The 17,588-nt window shown below is 63.9% G+C and carries 14 protein-coding genes; 1 reads left to right on the top strand and 13 read right to left on the bottom strand.

The window, feature by feature from the left end; all coding sequences use genetic code 11:
- Window positions 1–155: 155 nt before the first annotated feature.
- From L0U82_RS07290 to L0U82_RS07235, 12 genes are all read right to left on the bottom strand, one after another.
- Window positions 156–719 carry a PqiC family protein gene (locus L0U82_RS07290; protein ID WP_233833172.1) on the bottom strand — a complete coding sequence of 188 codons (564 nt, stop codon included), beginning with the start codon at window positions 717–719 and terminating at the stop codon, window positions 156–158.
- A 68-nt stretch (window positions 720–787) separates the two neighbouring features.
- Window positions 788–2,407, bottom strand: coding sequence for a PqiB family protein (locus L0U82_RS07285; protein WP_233829477.1), 1,620 nt, complete (start codon window positions 2,405–2,407; stop codon window positions 788–790).
- On the bottom strand, window positions 2,388–3,674 hold the full coding sequence (locus L0U82_RS07280) for a paraquat-inducible protein A (protein WP_233829475.1): 1,287 nt from the start codon (window positions 3,672–3,674) through the stop codon (window positions 2,388–2,390). The genes L0U82_RS07285 and L0U82_RS07280 overlap by 20 nt, the downstream gene beginning before the upstream one ends.
- Complete coding sequence (locus L0U82_RS07275; protein ID WP_233829474.1) at window positions 3,671–5,188, bottom strand: efflux transporter outer membrane subunit; 1,518 nt, start codon at window positions 5,186–5,188, stop codon at window positions 3,671–3,673. Before L0U82_RS07275 ends, L0U82_RS07280 begins: the two co-directional genes overlap by 4 nt.
- Before the next feature lies 1 nt (window position 5,189).
- Window positions 5,190–8,408: an efflux RND transporter permease subunit gene (locus L0U82_RS07270; RefSeq protein WP_233829473.1), complete on the bottom strand. Its 3,219-nt coding sequence runs from the start codon at window positions 8,406–8,408 to the stop codon at window positions 5,190–5,192.
- Between the two features lie 11 nt (window positions 8,409–8,419).
- The gene (locus tag L0U82_RS07265) at window positions 8,420–9,742 is read right to left on the bottom strand and encodes an efflux RND transporter periplasmic adaptor subunit (RefSeq protein ID WP_233829472.1); all 1,323 of its coding nucleotides are present in this window, start codon (window positions 9,740–9,742) and stop codon (window positions 8,420–8,422) included.
- A gap of 16 nt (window positions 9,743–9,758) precedes the next feature.
- Complete coding sequence (locus L0U82_RS07260; protein ID WP_233829471.1) at window positions 9,759–10,151, bottom strand: hypothetical protein; 393 nt, start codon at window positions 10,149–10,151, stop codon at window positions 9,759–9,761.
- 326 nt (window positions 10,152–10,477) lie between these two features.
- Window positions 10,478–10,879: a response regulator transcription factor gene (locus tag L0U82_RS07255; protein WP_233829470.1), complete on the bottom strand. Its 402-nt coding sequence runs from the start codon at window positions 10,877–10,879 to the stop codon at window positions 10,478–10,480.
- Window positions 10,880–11,142: 263 nt separating this feature from the next.
- Window positions 11,143–11,769: a response regulator transcription factor gene (locus tag L0U82_RS07250; protein ID WP_233829469.1), complete on the bottom strand. Its 627-nt coding sequence runs from the start codon at window positions 11,767–11,769 to the stop codon at window positions 11,143–11,145.
- A complete protein-coding gene (locus tag L0U82_RS07245) occupies window positions 11,766–13,220 on the bottom strand; it encodes a PAS domain-containing sensor histidine kinase (protein ID WP_233829467.1) in 1,455 nt (484 codons plus the stop codon). The genes L0U82_RS07250 and L0U82_RS07245 overlap by 4 nt, the downstream gene beginning before the upstream one ends.
- A gap of 559 nt (window positions 13,221–13,779) precedes the next feature.
- A complete protein-coding gene (locus L0U82_RS07240; protein ID WP_233829465.1) occupies window positions 13,780–14,034 on the bottom strand; it encodes a hypothetical protein in 255 nt (84 codons plus the stop codon).
- A 166-nt stretch (window positions 14,035–14,200) separates the two neighbouring features.
- The gene (locus L0U82_RS07235) at window positions 14,201–14,788 is read right to left on the bottom strand and encodes a BPSL1445 family SYLF domain-containing lipoprotein (RefSeq protein WP_233829463.1); all 588 of its coding nucleotides are present in this window, start codon (window positions 14,786–14,788) and stop codon (window positions 14,201–14,203) included.
- Between the two features lie 415 nt (window positions 14,789–15,203).
- Between L0U82_RS07235 and ppk2 the strand changes: the two genes are divergently transcribed.
- Window positions 15,204–16,019: a polyphosphate kinase 2 gene (gene ppk2, locus L0U82_RS07230; RefSeq protein WP_233829461.1), complete on the top strand. Its 816-nt coding sequence runs from the start codon at window positions 15,204–15,206 to the stop codon at window positions 16,017–16,019.
- Window positions 16,020–16,033: 14 nt separating this feature from the next.
- Here ppk2 and L0U82_RS07225 read toward each other — a convergent pair whose 3' ends face one another.
- Window positions 16,034–17,446 (bottom strand): 3-deoxy-D-arabino-heptulosonate 7-phosphate synthase, encoded by a 1,413-nt coding sequence (locus L0U82_RS07225; protein ID WP_233829460.1) that lies wholly within the window; start codon window positions 17,444–17,446, stop codon window positions 16,034–16,036.
- Window positions 17,447–17,588: the final 142 nt, after the last annotated feature.

The following is a 17,588-nucleotide window of genomic DNA, read 5'->3' as shown; positions in this document are numbered from 1 at the left end:
CGCGCGGGTATCCGCGCAATCGGACCAAAGTCTTATGCGCCAGCCAGGCGCGAGCAAACACGCGGCGGTCCCCATGCCCGCCGTTCCACGTCCCGCCTCGCACGCGATGCGCGAACTCCGCCAGCGCATTGCAATGCAAACCGCCCCGACCCGCGTCAGCGCACCGGATTGGCCTGCACCGCCGCCGCGATATCGCGGCTGACCGATGCGAGCGCACGGTCGTGCGCGGCGACGATCGGATCGAACCCCGGCCCGGACACCGCTTCGCGCGCGACCGAACGGCCGGTGACGAGGTGTCCCTTGCCGGGCGGGCGCACCGCCCACAGCACGTCGACGACGACGTCGCGCCCCGGCACCGAGTCGAAGCGCATCACGTCGATGCGTACGTGCCACACGCTCGGCGGATCGTGCGTCGCGTCGAACACCGAGATCTGCTGCGAATTCAGCAGCGTGCCGAGATTCGCCGCGATCACGCGGCCGATATCGCCTGGCAGCGGCTGCGCCCAGCGGTCGAACTCGTTGACCGCGACACCGTTGTCGCCGAGCTTGGTGACGATCTGCGGCCGGTCGACCAGCTCCGGAATCGTCACCGGCCCGATCACCGCGACGATCGGGCGGCTGTCGCCGGAACTCGCGAGCGATGCATCGGGGCTCAGCGTGTAAAAGTTCGTCGGCGGCGATTTGCAGCTGGCAAGCAAAGTACCGGCGAGTGCGAGCATGCAGCAGGCGCTCAGTGTTCTGACGCCGGATCGCGTCGGCGGCCGCTTCAGCTGTCTCATGAGCTGTTTCATGGCTTGTCCTCCGACTTGCCGCGCACCAGCGATTCCGGATGGCGCGACAGATAATCGGCCAGCACGCGCAACGACGCGGCGGTGCGGCTCATCTCGCGCATCGCGTCCTCGGTCGACTGCTGCAGCGACGAATCCGGCTGCAGCGCGGCATTAGCCGAATCGAGCGCGGTTTGCGCCGACGACAGCGTATCGTGCGCCTTCGGCACGACATCGGTATTGAGCTGGGACAACATCGCGTTGGTGGTGCGCAGCGTCGTGCGCGCATCGTTGCCGATCGCCTCGATCGGCACGTTATTGAGCTTCGTCAGCAGCCGCGTCACCGAATCCTGCAACGATTGCAGCGTGCGCGGTATCGCCGGCAATTCCGGCGGCGATTTGCTCCAGTCGATGCTGGCCTTCGGCGCATCCGGGAAATAGTCGAACGCCAGATAGAGCTGCCCGGTCAGCGGATTGCCGCTTCGCAACTGGAAGCGGAAATTGTGTTCGATCAGATAGTTCGCCATGCCGTGCGGGTCGTCGGTAATGCGTCCGCCCGGCTGGCCATCCTGGTTCGCCCGATAGCGCGACGTGAATCGCTCCGGATAGATCTGCACTTCGACCGGTATGCTGAAACGGCGGGTCGCGGGGTCGAAGCGCGTATAGATCGCCGTCACTTCGCCGATCACGACACCGCGGAAATCGACCGGTGCGCCGACCGTCAGCCCGCGCACCGAATCGGAGAAGTTGACGATGTAGCGGTCGACGATCCGGTCGTGCTGTTTCATCGCGTCGGCGCGCGTCTCGTACAGCTCGAACTTCGTATCGGCCACCGCGACCTTCTGTTCGCGCGAATCGGGCGGCGACTCGAACGCGACCCCGCCGATGATGATCGACACGATCGACTGCGTCTCCACCCGCAGGCCGCTGGTATCGAACGACATATCGATGCCGCTGGCGTGCCAGAAGCGCGTATCGGTTCGCACGAACTGGTCGTACGGCGCGTTGATGAACACTTTCAGCGTGACGCCGTGGCCATCCGGATTCAGCTGGTATGACGCGACCTGGCCCACGCGCAGTCGGCGGAAATAGATCGGCGTACCGACGTCGAGCGAGCCGAGTCCGCTCGACGTCAACGTAAATTCACGGCCCGGCACGTCGCTCGCGAACACCGGCGGCTCTTCCAGCCCGACGAAATCGCGCCGCGCTTTCGCCGCGTTGCCGACATCGACGTCGATATACGAGCCGGACAGCAGCGTGCCGAGCCCCGACACCGTGCCGCCGGAAATGCGCGGGCGCACGACCCAGAAGCGCGTGTTGTCGACCATCAGATTCGCGACGTCGCGGCTCACCTCGGCCTTCGCGAGCACGGTCTTGTGATCGCGCGACAGCGACACGCTTTCCACCACGCCGATATCGACGTCCTTGAACTTGATCTTGGTCTTGCCCGCTTCGAGTCCCTCGCCGGTCTTGAAGCTGATGCTGATCTGCTCGCCGCGCTCCATCACCGCCTTCACCGCGAGCCAGCCGCCGACCAGGATCGCAACGATCGGCACCAGCCACACCAGCTGCATGCGCCAGCGCGAGTGCGGCACCGGTTCCGCGGCGGGCAGCTCCGGTTCATCGTTCGGCGCGGACATGGTTCTTCTCCAGTGCGTCCCAGATCAGACGCGGATCGAACGCCATCGCGGCGAGCAAGGTCAGCACCACGACCGCGCCGAATGCGATCGACGCCGGCCCTGCCTTGATCGTCGCCAGTGCCTGGAATTGCACCAGCGCAACGAGCATCGTGATCACGTAGATATCGAGCATCGACCAGCGGCCGACCAGTTCGATCACGCGATAGATCCTCGTGCGCTGTCCCGGCAGCCATTGCGAGCGCAGTTGCGTGGACACGGCCAGATACGCGAGGCCGAGGATTTTCAGCATCGGCACCGCGATGCTCGCGATGAACACCAGCACCGCGAGCGGCCACGAGCCGGACACCCACAGATAGACGACGCCGCTCATGATCGTGTCCTTCTGCGTGCCGAACAGTGAACTCGTATCCATCACCGGCAGCAGGTTGGCCGGCACGTAGAGCACCATCGCCGCGACCAGATAGGCCCACGTACGCGACAGGCTCGCGGGTTTGCGCAGATGCAGCGGCGCCTTGCAGCGCGGGCACACGTGTTTGCCGGCGCCGGCCGGCTGGCGGGTCAGCAGCCCGCATTCCTCGCACAGCGCGAGCCCATGCGCGGCTGCGGTGAGCGCGCCGCGACGGCGCCGTAGTGGCGGCGGCAGCCACGCGCGCGCGTTGTGCTGGCACGCGCCGATGCGCGCCCACGCATCGCGCGGATCGAACGCGGCCGAGGCCGCCGCCAATAGCAGCATCAACGCGATGAACGACCATAGCGCGGTACCGGGCACCACCTTGGCGATATGCGCGAGCTTCACGAGCGCGACCAGCAGACCGAGGATCAGCACCTCGGTCATGCCCCACGGACGCGTCAGTTGAAACAGACGAAAGCCCTCGGCGGCACGCCACGGCACGCGGCCGAAACGCAGCGGCAGCAGCAACCACAGCATCGCGACGACCTGCAAGACCGGCGTGACGATCGTCGTCAGCGCGACCAGCAGCGCGAGCGGCCACGTGCCGTGTTCGTACAGCATGCGCACGGCGCCCGCGAGCGTCGTTTGCACCAGATTGCCGTTGAACGACAGACCGACGATCGGAAACAGATTCGAGATCACCAGCAGCACGGCGGACGCGAACGTAAACGCCAGCGCGTATGCGGGGCCGTTGGCGCGGTCCCGTCTCAGTTCGGCATGACAACGGCGGCAGCGCAGCGTACTGCCGGCGGCGAGCGGCGCATCGAGCTGCAGCAGGTCGCACTGCTCGCACGCGATGATCTCGTTGCGCGTCATCGCGCCTCCACGACGGCTGCGGATGCGCCAGGCGCCGCTGTATTCTGCGAGACCGGGGCCATCGCCGCCGCCGGTTGCGACGCGGGTGCAGGCACCGTCATTTTTTCCGCCTCGGTCACCCAGCCGCCGCCCATCGCCATGTAGAGGTTGACGAGGTTCGTCAGCGTCGAGGCCCGGGTCTGGGTTTGCTGCAGTTCCGCGTTGAACAGGTTGCGCTCGGCATCCAGCACTTCCAGGTAGCTCGTATAGCCGCCCTCGTAGCGCAGCCGCGCGAGCCGCAGATACTTGCGCAGGTAGGCGACCTGATCGTTCTGAATCTCAAGCTGCTCGCGTGATTTTTGCGTCGAGATCAGCGCGTCGTCGACCTGCTGGAACGCAACTTTTATCGCATTTTCGTAGGCGAACAGCGCCTCCTGCTGGCGCGCGTCGGCCTGCTTGTTCTGACCGTAGATGTTGCCGCCCGTAAAGAGCGGCATCGTTGCCGAGCCGGCGAACGCCCATACCCGCGCAGGTCCGGTGAAGAGACTCGAGAACTGCGTACTCACCGAGCCGAACATCCCCGTGAGCGAGATTTGCGGGAAGTACAGCGCGCGCGCCGCGCCGATCAGCGCATTTTGCGCGACCAGATTCTGCTCAGCCTGCAGCAGGTCGGGCCGGCGTTCGAGCACGTCCGACGGCACGCCCGCAGGCACCGCCGGCGTCGACAGATCCACCAGTGCGCGGCCGCGCAGGATCGGCTCGGGATTGCTGCCGAGCAGCACCGCAATCGCGTCTTCCTGCTGCGCGATCTGCTGCTCGAATTGCGGGATCGTCGCCTTCGTCGCCGCATAGTCCGACTGGCTCTGGGCGAGTTCCATATCGGAGGTCTGTCCGAACTGCTGGCGCAGCGTGAACACATGCACGGAATCGGCGCGGCTCTCCGTCGTGCTCCTGGCGATTTCGAGCTGCGCATCGAGGCTGCGCAGCGTGATATAGGACGAGGCGACCGATGCGACGAGCGTCAGGATCGTCGCGCGGCGGCTCTGTTCGGCCGCATTCGTGTTTGCACGTGCCGCCTCGGTTTCGCGCCGCACCTGGCCGAACAGATCGATGGTCCAGAACGCCGACAGGTTCGGCTGGAACTCGTTGAAGACCGGCGAGACACCGGCCGGTATCGGCGTCGGGCCGTTCTGCGACGCGCGCTCACGCGCCGCGCTGAAACCGGCACTCGCCTGCGGGAACAGTGCCGAACGCGTGCTCACGAACTGGCCCATGAACTCGTCGACACGCGCGGCCGCCTGCTTCACGTTGAGATTGTTCTCGAGCGCGGTCTTCACCAGCTCGTTCAGCACCGGGTCGTCGAACTGCTCCCACCACGTGGTGTTGGCGACGTCGGCCACATCCGGGTACGCGAACCGGTAGGTTGCCGGCACGTCCACTTTGGGCCGCTCGTAGTTGGGGCCGAGCAGACAGCCGTTCAGCAAGCCGGTGAGCAGGACTGGCGCGGCCACGCGCGCGATGGCAGCGGCACGCATGTCAGTCGTCCTCATGCCGCGCGGACGGCGTGGTGGTTGGCGAGCCGGAGCCGCCGGATGCGGGCGGCGGCGTTCCGCCGCCGGGTGCGGGGGTTTGCTTGCCACCACCCTTGCGCGAGCCGAGCGACTCGATCCCCCAGTAGAACATCGGAATGAAGAACACGGCGATTGCGGTCGCACCCAGCATCCCGCCGATCACGCCTGTGCCGATCGAATGGCGGCTGTTCTGCGAGGCACCCAGCGCGATGGCGAGCGGCACGCAGCCGAGGATGAACGCGAGCGACGTCATCACGATCGGCCGCAGACGCTCTTCCGCGGCGACCAGCGCCGCGTCGTACGGCGACTTGCCCTGTTCCCGGTTCAGCACCGCGAACTCGAAGATCAGAATCGCGTTCTTTGCGGCGAGCGCGACCAGCATGGTCAGCCCGATCTGGAAGTACACGTCGTTGTTCAGGCCGCGCAGCAGGATCGCGAACAGCGCGCCGAAAAGCGCGAATGGCACTGCCATGAGCACGCCGAACGGCAGCGACCATTTCTCGTATTGCGCGGCAAGAATCAGGAACACCATGACGATCCCGAACCCGAACACGAGGCCGCCGGTCGAGCCCGACTTGATTTCTTCGAACGCCTCGCCGCTCCAGCCGACGGCGTAGCCCGGCGGCATCTGCGCGGCGAGTTCCTGCAAGGTCGCGATCACCTGGCCTGAGCTGTAGCCCGGCGCCGCGTTCGCCGTAATCTTCACCGCCGGGAAGTTGTTGAAGCGCGTGATCAGGTCGGGCCCGGTGACGTACTTGTAAGTCATCACCGCCTTGATCGGCACCATGTTGTTCGAGCGGCTGCGCACGTAGATCTCGTCGAGGTCGGTGGGCGTGAGCCGATAGCGCGGGTCGGCCTGAACGATCACCTGCCAGAGCCGCGCGTCCTTATTGAACTGCGACACGTAAAGCGAGCCGAACATCGTCTGCATCGCGCTGTACACCTCTTCGACCGGCACGCCGAGTGTCTCCGCCTGGTCGCGGTCGACGTTCACGAGCAACTGCTGCGAGCTCGCGTTGAACGTCGTGGTCACGCCGGTGAGTTCGGGGCGCGCCTTCGCCTTCGTCATGAAGTCCTGCACGACTCCCGCGAGCTGCTGGATAGAACTGTCACCGTGGCTTTCGATCCACATCTCGGTGCCACCCGTCGTACCCAGCCCCGGAATGGCCGGCGGATTCACCGGTACGACGATGCCCTCCTGAATCTTCGAGAGCGTCTCGTAAGCCTTGATCAGCACCGCGCGCGCGTTTTGCTCCCGGATGTTCGAGAACTTGTACCGTTCGTCGAAACCTTTCAGGCCGACGAAGAATGTGCCCGCGTTATTCTTGTTCTGACTGTCGAGCAGGCTGAAGCCGTTCACGATCGTGATACTGCTGACCGCGTCCTGTTTCATGAAATAGTCGGTGACCTTATCGCCCACGTCAGCGGTACGGTCGAGACTCGCCGCGTCGGGCATGATGATCGCGCCAAGCAGATAGCCCTGATCCTCGGGCGGCAGAAAGGCGCCGGGGATCGACTTGCCCATCATGACCGCGAGCGCGATCACGACGCCGAAAACGATGATCCCCAACACGTATCGCCTGATAATGAACTTGACGGCGCGCCCGTAGCCGGCCGTCATCCGCTCGAACTGACGGTCGAACCACTTGAAGAAACCCTTTTTCTCATGGTGCGTGGGCTTGAGCAGAATTGCGGCAAGCGCTGGAGACAGCGTGAGCGCCACGATCCCCGAGAACACCACGGAGATTGCAATCGTGATCGCGAACTGCTTGTACAACTGCCCGGTGATCCCGCTCAGGAACGCAACCGGCACGAACACGGCGCACATGACGAGCACGATCGCGACGACCGGGCCCGACACCTCGTCCATCGCTCGCTTGGCCGCGTCTTTCGGACTGAGTTTGAAGACGGTCATGTTGCGCTCGACGTTCTCGATCACGACGATCGCGTCGTCCACGACGATGCCGATCGCGAGCACCATCCCGAACAACGTCAGCATGTTGATCGAAAAGCCGAGCGCCGCCATCCCCATCGCCGTGCCGACGATCGACACCGGTACCGCCAGCACCGGAATGATCGTCGCGCGCAGGCTCTGCAGGAACACGAACACGACGATCACAACCAGCACGAGTGCCTCGAAGAACGTATGGATCACGTCGGCGATCGACGCACGTGTGAAATCCGTCGTGTCCAGCGCAATCGAATAGTCGAGCCCTTCGGGAAACGACTTCTTGAGCTCCGCGAGCGTCTGGTGTACCTGCTTCGAGACGTCGAGCGCATTCGCGCCCGGCTGCTGGTAGACCGCGATGATCGTCGCGGGCTTGCCCTGATAGGTGGTGCGGTTCGAATAGCTCTTCTGACCCAGCTCGGCCCGGCCGACGTCCTTCAGACGGACGATCGCCGCGCCGTTGCTCGCGGCGCGGATGATGATGTTGTCGAAATCGGCGGGCGTCGCGAGCCGCCCGGTGGTCGTCACCGCGAACGACTGCTCGACCGGGTTGCCGGTGGGCGACTGACCGACGGTGCCGACCGCGAATTGCTCGTTCTGCGCGCGCACGGCGTTCTGCACGTCGCCGGCGGTGATGGCTAGCTGCGCCATGCGATCGGGCTTCAACCAGATCCGCATCGCGTAATCCGGCGTGCCGAAAATCGACGACTGGTTCGCGCCCGAAATCCGCTTGATCGTGTCGAGCACGTAGACGTTCGCATAGTTCGCGATATAGGTCGGATCGAAACGCTGGTCCGGCGAGTAGATCGCGATCACCATCATGAATGCGTTCGACTTCTTCTGGACCTGCACGCCCTGCGACTGAACCTGCTGCGGCAATTGCGGCAGCGCGAGGTTCACGCGGTTCTGCACGTCGACCTGGGCCAGCTCTGGATTGGTGCCGATCTGGAAGAACGCATTGAGCGTGTAGTTGCCGGTCGACGAGCCGGACGAATACATGTAGATCATGTTGTCCGCGCCGTTGACCTGCTGCTCGATCGGCGCTGCCACGTTGTTCGACACGACGTCGGCGCTCGCGCCCGGGTAGGTCGCGGAGACCGTGATCTGCGGCGGTGTGACGTCCGGATACTGCGCGATGGGCAGCGATAACATCGTCAACGCGCCGCCGAGCGTGATCACGATCGAGATGACGGACGCGAAGATGGGTCGGTCGATGCAGAAACGCGAGATATTCATCGAGTCGCCCCTTACTGCGATGCGCCGCTGGCCGTGGCCGGCGCCATCGCCCGGCCGCCCTCGCTAATCTGCGGCGCCGACGCGCCGCCCTTTTCAACGATCGGCGTGCCACCGCTCTGCGTGGAGGCGATCGTGCCGGTGATCTTGAGCGCCACGTCGGGTATCACACGGATCGCGCCATCGACCACGATACGCTCGCCGGCCTTCAGGCCATCGTTGATGAACCAGTTGTCGCCGCTCCAGTCGCCGGGTTCGACCACGCGCTGCTTCGCCTTCGACTCACCGTCCACGACCCACACGAAGTGGCTCTTCGCGCCCTGCAGCACGGCCCGTTGCGGCACGAGGATCGCATTCGGCCTCGAGGCACCCGACACGCGCGCGCGCACGAACTGCCCGGGGCGCAACGTGCCCTTCGGATTCGCGAGCACGGCCCGCACGAGGAAAGTGCCCGTGTCGGTGCTGAACGCCGGATTCGCAAAGCTGATGGTGCCGTGCTGGGGAAATTCCGTGCCGTCGGCGAGTATCACTGCCACGACGAACTCGCTGTTTGGCGGGAAGACCAGCTTGCCTGCCTTGATGTCGTCCTGAAAGTGGAGCATTTCGTTTTCGGAGATGCTGAAATTCACCCAGATCGGGTCGATCTGGTAGACATAGGTCAGGAGCCCGGATGCATTGGCGATCAGATAGCTGCCGTCCTGCTGTCTTGCATAGCTCGCGACGCCGCTCAGTGGCGACTTGATCGTCGTGTAGCCGAGGTTCAGCTCCGCCGTCTCCACCTGCCCTTGCGCGGAAATCACCGCGGCCTGGGCCTGCTTCTCGTTGCCGATCGCGTCGTCGAGATCCTTCTGGCTCAACGCCTGCTGCGCGGCAAGCGGTTTGACCCGCGCAAGGTTCTGCTGCGCGACCGTGTGCCGCGCCTCCTGCGCCGCAAGCTGGCCGCGCGCCGTCTGCAGCGCGGCCTGAAACGGCTTCGGATCCATCAGGAACATTGTCTGGCCGGCCTTTATCTTGTCGCCTTCGGCGTACAACCGCCGGTCGAGAAAGCCGTCCACGCGCGCGCGAATCTCGACCTCACGCGAACTTTGCGTCTGTGCGGTGAACTCGAGTGAGACCGGCGTGTCCTGAGCAACGACCGTCATCACCGTGACTTCCGGCGCGCCGAGCGCGGGCGGCCCCGATGCCTTCTTGCACGACGCGAGCAGCGCGATTGCCGCGACGGCAACCAGCAGGCGCTGGCGGCCGCTCAGGCTGCTCATGCGGCCCACCCGCGACGCGACGCTAGCGGTGCGCGCGTCCGGCTCTGGCGACGGGAAACATACTGGGACGGTCTTCATCGCATGCTCCGTCTGATCACGCGGCCTTGCAGTTGCCGAACAGCACGAACGCGTCGTTTCTGTTCGTGATCGATAGCGTCATATCGCCGTCCGCCGTATCGACGACCAGAGTCCATCCATAGCCCATCTCGGTGCCGCCGAGCAGCACCTGATCCGGGCTGCGGTCCAGAATCGTCATCGGCGTCGTGTGCTCGGGGCCGATGACGACGCGCTTGTCGAAGTCGAGCGTCAGAAATTTCGGCGCGCCCATATCGACCGGCAAGTAACGCGTGCAGGTGATGCCCGGATCGCATGCGTGCCCATCGATCGTCGCGCAGATCAACGGCTTGCTGCCGTCGAAGTCGGCCGCCGACGTATCGAAGGCAATCACGGCGAGTGAGATCGCGAAGAAGGCTGTTGCTGTTTTCATCGTGCGCTCCTGCTAGTTCGTGCACGCTTGTGCACGCGGCCGCGCGCCGCGCCATCAATGGCGCGCGCGAACGCATCGCCGTGCGTCGGGTCGCACGGCAGTTCGGCGCGGCCCGTCTTCCATTCGACGCATCGACAGAATGCAGTTTGGTGGCGGGCTGCGGGGGAGACAATCAGACCTTGGTCTCATATGGATCGCAATGAGCGAGGGTCGACGAGCGGCGGCAATGAGTGCGTGGTGATTAGCGATGGGGCAACGAGCGAGCGCCGGCACGCGCACGAAAGCACGCACCGAGCGGCGAGACGAACCCTCGCGATGTCAGGATTTCAAGGCGTGGCGGGCGGCGCGGGCGACGAACCGTCTATTGCCATCTCGACGGCCTTGAACAGGATCGCGCTGTTGAACGGCTTGCGCAGATAGGCGGCCGCGCCGGCCGCGAGCGCGGCCTGACGCACGGCGAGATCGTCATAGGCCGTGATCATGATGATGGGCACACCCGTCTTCGCGAGCTGGCGCTGGACTTCAAGGCCGTTGATTCCGGGCATCTGCACATCGAGGATGACACACGCCGGCCGATACGACGGAATGGCCGCCAGCGTATTCAGAAACTCGTCACCGCTCGAAAAAGTCTCCGCCCTGATTCCTTCGGAATGCAACAAACGCTTGATGGCCCGGCAAACCGACTCGTCATCATCGACGACGGCAACGATCTGGTTGGGGTTGACCATATAACAGCACGACCACGCAATTGTTCGGGCAATTAGACCATCGACGCTTTAGCCTAATAGTTGTCACCAGAATGAGATATAGGACTTTGGTCCACCTTGCATCGACGTTACGTTGATCGCATGCTTTCGCGGACCGGCTGCCGCCCGGAATCGACGGACATACGCGTGGGATATCACGCAAGAGACAGGCGCGCGAGACACGCGCGATAAGCAGGCGCTGGTTTGCCCGCACGGCGCCGATGGCGCGGAGCAACACGGGGGAGCTATTCTTCGTCGGTCTGGCAGACGCCGGCCTTCGCGACGAGCTGGACCAGCTCGACGATCGATCTCGCCTTCATCTTTTCCATCACCCGCGCGCGATGAATCTTGATGGTCTTTTCGGCCGCGCCGAGATCGCTGGCGACCTGCTTGTTCAGGCGGCCGGTGACGACCAGTTCCATCACTTCGCGCTCGCGGCGCGTCAGATGGCTCATGCGCTCCTCGATCTCCGCGCGCTCGTGGCGCCGCCGGCTCTCGATGCACGCACGTTTGAGCGCACGCTCGACCGCGGCGAGCAGCTCGGCTTCGCAGACCGGCTTCGGCAGAAAGTCGAGCGCGCCGCCCTTCATCGCTTCGACGCCGGAGTTCATGTCGCCGTGGCCGGTCAGAAAGACGATCGGCAGCTGTTGATCGAGCTTGCGCTGTACCTCCAGCCCGGTCATGCCCGGCATCTGCAGATCGAGCACGAGGCAGGCGGGCAGGCTCACGAGATCGGCCCGCTCCAGAAAGGCCTGCGGACTGTCGAAGCATTCCACCTGATAGCCCGACGCGCGCAGCAGCCGCGCGAGCGCGCCGCGCACGCTGTCGTCGTCGTCGACGATGAATACCCGGGGCGTGGCGAGCTGGCTCATGACGATTGGCGCGGCGGGCTCTCGCGCATGCCATGCGCTCTCGGCAGCGTGACGTGAAACGACGCGCCGCTGCCGGCGTTGTTTTCCGCCCACAGGCGCCCCTGGTGCGCGGTGACGATCGTGCGGCTGATCGATAGCCCGAGCCCAAGCCCCTGCGGCTTGGTGGTGAAGAACGGCCGGAAAATCTTCTCCATATTGTCGACGGTCAGGCCCTGCCCCCGGTCTTTCACCGTAATGCGCACATTGCCTTCCGGTCCCTCGCGCACGATCGTTTCGACGACGCGCTCGGCCGGATCGCAATCCTTCACCGCGTCGAACGCGTTCAGCAGCAGGTTGAGGATCACCTGCTGCAGTTGCACCTTGTCGCCGCACACCAGCGCGAGGTTCTCGGCGATATCGAAGTTCGTGCGCACGCCGCGCGTCAACGCGTCGCTATGCACGAGCAGTGCGATATCGCGCACGACGCCGCCGAGGTCGAGCAGTTGCAACTCCATATCACCCTTGCGGACCAGCGCGCGGATCTTCTGCAGCACGTCGTTCGCGCGGCAATTGTCGGTGACGATATCTTCGAGCGCTTCACGAAGCTCCACCGTGTTAGCCCTGTCCGAGTCGATGAATTTCTTCGCTGCCTGCGCGTTGAACAGAATCGCGGTGAGCGGCTGCTTCAATTCGTGCGCGAGCGACCCGGCGAGTTCGCCCAGCGACGACGCGCGCGCCAGATGCACGAGATCCCTCGGGTTGCGATCCAGTTCCGGCGAGGTGCTGCAATCGGAAATCGCAGTGATCCGAAGCAACTGATTGAATACGCGGCATTGCGTGGTTTCGGCCTCGGCGGGAAAGCTGACGCCGTCGCGGCGCCTTGCGATCAGAATCTGCGCGCTGCCGTCGCTGGTGATTTGCCGCGCCGCGCCGCGCTCGTCGCCAGCCGCGCCGCCGGCGCTCTCGTCGTGAATCGGAAACAGCACGCCGGTCGAAGCCCCAATCAGTTCTTCGCTCGTATAGCCGAACAGTTTCGCCGCGCGGGTGTTCGCGAAGACGATCTGATTCCGGTGGTCGGCGGTGACGATCGGCACCGGCAGCATTTCCAGCGTCTCACGCAGGGGCGTCCTGACATCGAGCATCCGGCGCGCGTTGCGCTCGCGCCCGATGCGCAGCCACGACGCGCATGCGGCGGCATAACGGCGCCATGCGGGCCGTGCAACGGTCAGCTCGCCGATAGCGGTTGTCTGCCTGCTCGACATGCCAGCGTCATCGCAAGGGAATGAGGACGGAAAATGCCCGGAAGGCAACAGACTGGAAAGACTGGGTTCGTAAAGCGGTGAATGGCGAGCGCGAGAACTCGCCGTTGCCGGGGGAAAATCCCTGAATTGGCGTTGATGCGCATACAACGCCGTTAATATGCCCACTGCTGCGATTGCCAGATGCCTGCCGTGCACGATCAGATTGATCATCGGTATCTCCGTGTCGGTACCAACGGATTTGTACAACCGCGACGTCTTTATCTGCAGGATGGAACCCCGTACTGAGCATCACGAACCTTCGTGATGCCGTGCTGACGATCAGTATAGGCGACTGAAGAATCTATTACCGGTAGTGTGTGTATTTTCTGCCGGAAATCACGCGCATTCAAGCAAGAAATATTATGCTTTTTCCGCCAGCATCAGCTAATTAACGACATTGCGTACCCCATTCCATTTTTCTATCCATTTAATTATCCGCTCGGGCCGCTGCCGGCCGTCGTGAGATACGTGCATCGTGCCGGAAAATTGCGCGAATGTCATGTACCAGACGAAGCGATTACGGCTTCCTCCTCTATCAATTTTTTGTCATTTCGTGATCTTGATCAGTCGGGTTGAAAATAAATACAATTTTCGCCCTGGCCAATCAGGAATTAATCGCATGCCGCGGCGTTAATTCACCGGGCATTAATATATGACAGCACTTTCCCGCAATACGTTGACGACTCATCGCTGGCTAATTGGCGTAAACGGTCTCGAACAGCGCCGTACATCAAGCAATGGATGTTGAGTTGAACGGTTGATTGCCGGCGTGACGCAGCACGGTTTGCGTCGTGTGCAACAAACACGAACAGGCGGCCTGTCGCGAGACCGCGTGGAAACGTTGCAGGGAGAACACAGAAGGCGCGCCGCAGCGCGTGAAAGACGTCGAGCGATGCCGAACGATAGCGCCACGCAACGCGCGATGCGAATCAGCAAGCTGATCCGCACGCGGCGCGGTATCGATGTCGAACGTATCGACGTCCAAACAATGCGGCCGCCATCGCGCTCTGCACGCTGACAGGCGCGACGATGCGGCGCTGGTGAACAGATACGGATGAGTGTGTGCTCTCCGGATCCGTTGTCCTCGTATTGCGAAGCAAAGCAAAGCAAATCGAAGCGAATCGACGAGCAACGCGCAAACCCGCCACGCGCTACAGATTAAGCCTCGTCACCTTCGTGCCCGCGAGTGACAGGTCCGCCATCAACCCGGCATTGGTCATCACGAGCGCGACGACCTGCGAGGTCGCGGTGGTCGTATCGATTGCGCCATTGGCGCCGACTTTCGCGATCGAAACGGCGGCATCGCCACCCACCGACCAGCCCGCCGAACTCTGGAATTTCTGCAGCGCATCCTGCGTCATGAACAGGAAGATGATGGCGGTCGACTGGGCGCCCGCCTGAAGCCCGAACGACGCGGCGGCGGTACTGTAATAACCGGCCGTCTTGCCATTGATACGCAACGCACCTTCACCATATTCGGCACCGACGATGAACGCGGCTTTCTTGACCGACGGGAAGACCAGCACGCCTTGAGCCTTCGCCACGAGTTCTTTCGAACCCTGCACCGTGCCGAACAGTTTCGACAGTGCGCCATCCACGGCGGCGTCGATTTCCTGCCGCTTCGATGCGTCGGTCGCCGGGCTGTCGCCGCTTCCCGAAGTCGTCGTGCAGCCCGCCAACGCGAGACTCGCGGCAATGGTCGACAATGCGAGCGTTTGAACAAAGTTCCTTCTTTTCACAATCGACCTCCGTTCTGGTTATCACGCGACTCGCCAGTGCCAGTCTCCGGCCGCACACCGCAAAACGCTCGCCGCACCTCGGAACGCCGGCGCCGTTGCGTGCTCGGTTGCGTGCCTGTTTGCACGCCTCACGCGCGGGTACCGACTGCAAAGTTTCCGGTTACATGATGTCACGGTGAGCCATCTCGGCCATCGGACCTTGGTCTTACAGCGGATGCCGCCAGCGTATGGGTAAGCACGGGGCTATGGGAGGCCGCGACGATATTGGACCAAGGTCGTATGGCCCCGCCGCACGCCGCGTCGTACCTTGTAGAACGGGCATCGAATGCCGATGCATGCTCACGCGCGTCATGAAGCGCTTGATGACATACATGACTACGCACATGAGCCCAGGTCAGCGCAAGGAGACAGGACCATGGCCAAAACGACGGTGGAAAGCGACGTGCCCGTGAAAGACCGGTCCCTGTCGTCGAAGGCGTACCGCAAGGCGCTGTTCGACCTGCATGTCGAACTGGTCAAGCTGCAGGAATGGGTTGTGCAAACGGGCAGCAAGATCTGCATCGTCTTCGAGGGACGCGACGGCGCGGGCAAAGGCGGTACGATCAAGGCGATGACCGAGCGCGTGAGTCCGCGCGTGTTCCGCGTGGTCGCGCTGCCCGCGCCGAGCGAGCGCGAAAAGAGCCAGATGTATGTGCAGCGCTACGTGCCGCACCTGCCCGCGGCCGGCGAAATCGTGATCTTCGATCGCAGCTGGTACAACCGCGCGGGCGTCGAGCGCGTGATGGGCTTCTGCTCGGAAGCGGAAGCGGAGACCTTTCTGAAGGCGGTGCCGCTCGTTGAGCGGGCAATCGTCGATTCCGGCATCATCCTGCTCAAATACTGGCTCGAAGTCAGTCCCGAAGAGCAGACGCGCCGGCTCAGCGAGCGTATTCACGACGGCCGCAAGACCTGGAAGCTGAGCAACATGGACCTGAAGTCGTATAGCCGCTGGTACGACTACTCGCGGGCGCGCGACGCGATGTTCGCGGCGTCCGATACCGACTACGCTGCGTGGTACGTCGCGAATTCGGACGACAAGCGGCGTGCGCGGCTCAATATCATCAGCGACATGCTGAGCAGAATTCCGTATAAGGCGATGCCGCGCAAGAAAGTCACGCTGCCGAAGCGGCAGAAGGCGGACGGTTACGAGGCGCCGAACTATCCGTATAAGTACGTGGCCGAACGGTTTTGATGCAGGGTGTGACTTCAGCCATCCCCAGCCGCGACGCCAATTGCCGCCTGCAGGTCCTGCGCATGAACCATCAATTCGCGCACCTGGCGCAACGTCGCGTACTGGTTGAGCACCGCGTGCCATCTCGGCGATATCAGCAACTGATGCCAGACGGGCTCGAGATCGTTCGCATCGGCATCGCGTCCATCGACGAGCGCGCCGGCGAACTCCAGACTCGCCGCGGCCGACAGAAGCTGCATCCGGCTCGCCGCGCTGAGCAGGCGCGGCGCCGTTTCGGCGGGGGCATCGCTGCAATAGAGCACGGTCCGCGCGAGACTGGCCTCATCGGTACGCAGCGCGCGTAGCGACGCGCCGCTCAAGTGCACCGTGCCCTGCTGCGTGCGAAACGGGTAAACGCTGTCGCGGCCGGCATGCGCGAGCAGTTCGAGGCCGCGCAATAGCCGTGGAAAATCCGTGGTGGCCGAATCCGCGGAAGCCTTCGCTTCGACCAGCAGACAGACGTCCCATGCCGCGTTTTGATCCGAGGTCCTGGCCTGCCTGAGCAGTACCACGTCCCATTCGGTCTTCGCGCGTTCGTGGCTCGCGGGTATCGACGCCGGCACGCGCATCGAATTCACGACCCGGTATGAAGCAAACGCGCGCTCCGTATCGTTCAGGCGCCGCGCCAACGCGTCGAGCGCACGGCTCGCCAGGGCTTCGACGGCGACGCCCCGCTGCTTCGCGCTCAGGCCGCGCGCCACGGCGACCGAGCTGCCGGGGCGCGGACCGAGGCGCGCCCACAGCGACTGGTAATGACGCACGCGCTCGTCGGCGGTCAATGCTTCGAGACGCCGCAAGCGCTGCAACGCGGGGTTTTCCAGCAACTGCGCGAGGCTGCGCCGGCGCGGCGAGTCGGCACCCTCCTGCGTGTCGATGACGATCAGACGCCGCGCGATCTCGTCGAGCGCCGACCATGCTTCGGACGACGCACTGGCATGCAGTTGCGCCAACGCCTCGCGGCGCGGCTCCGAGGTCTCGCGCTGCTGTTTGGCCGGATGCGCGATCGCATTGACGGTCGCATGGATCACGCGACGGTCCCGCTCGGCATGCGCGGCGAGCGACGCATACTCGCGTATCACGGGCGTGCGGTGTCGCAGCAGCATCGCCTGAAAAACCGGGTCCGCGGATTCGTCGCGCAACGCCTCGCGAATCATCCGCGCGAGCCCGCCGATAAACGCTTCGCGAATTGCCGGCGCCGGTGCGTCACCCCGGGCCAAGGCCGCGCGAGCCTGTTCGATCGTCAGCACGAGCGCGGTCGCGGGACTCGCCTGCAGCGTCGCGGCGGACGCGCTCGCATTGGCCGGCACGCGATACCGACGCGCCACGACGTTAAGCGTTTCGTCGAGCAACGAAGGCGATGACGGCACGGACAGAGCGAGGGTCGGCATAAGGTAAGCGTAGCGTGAACGGCTTCGCGAAACCAGCAACGGGCATGCCGCTTGCCTATGTGCGTGAGGTTGCACCAGACCGCGAGCATTGCAACCGATGGTGCATCAAAACGCCCCGGACGGAAACGCATTAATCGCAACG

The sequence above is a fragment of the Paraburkholderia sp. ZP32-5 genome (assembly GCF_021390495.1).
In the GTDB taxonomy this organism is placed as follows: domain Bacteria; phylum Pseudomonadota; class Gammaproteobacteria; order Burkholderiales; family Burkholderiaceae; genus Paraburkholderia.
Note: the sequence above shows the minus strand (reverse complement) of the source record. Positions and strands in the feature narration are given on the sequence as shown.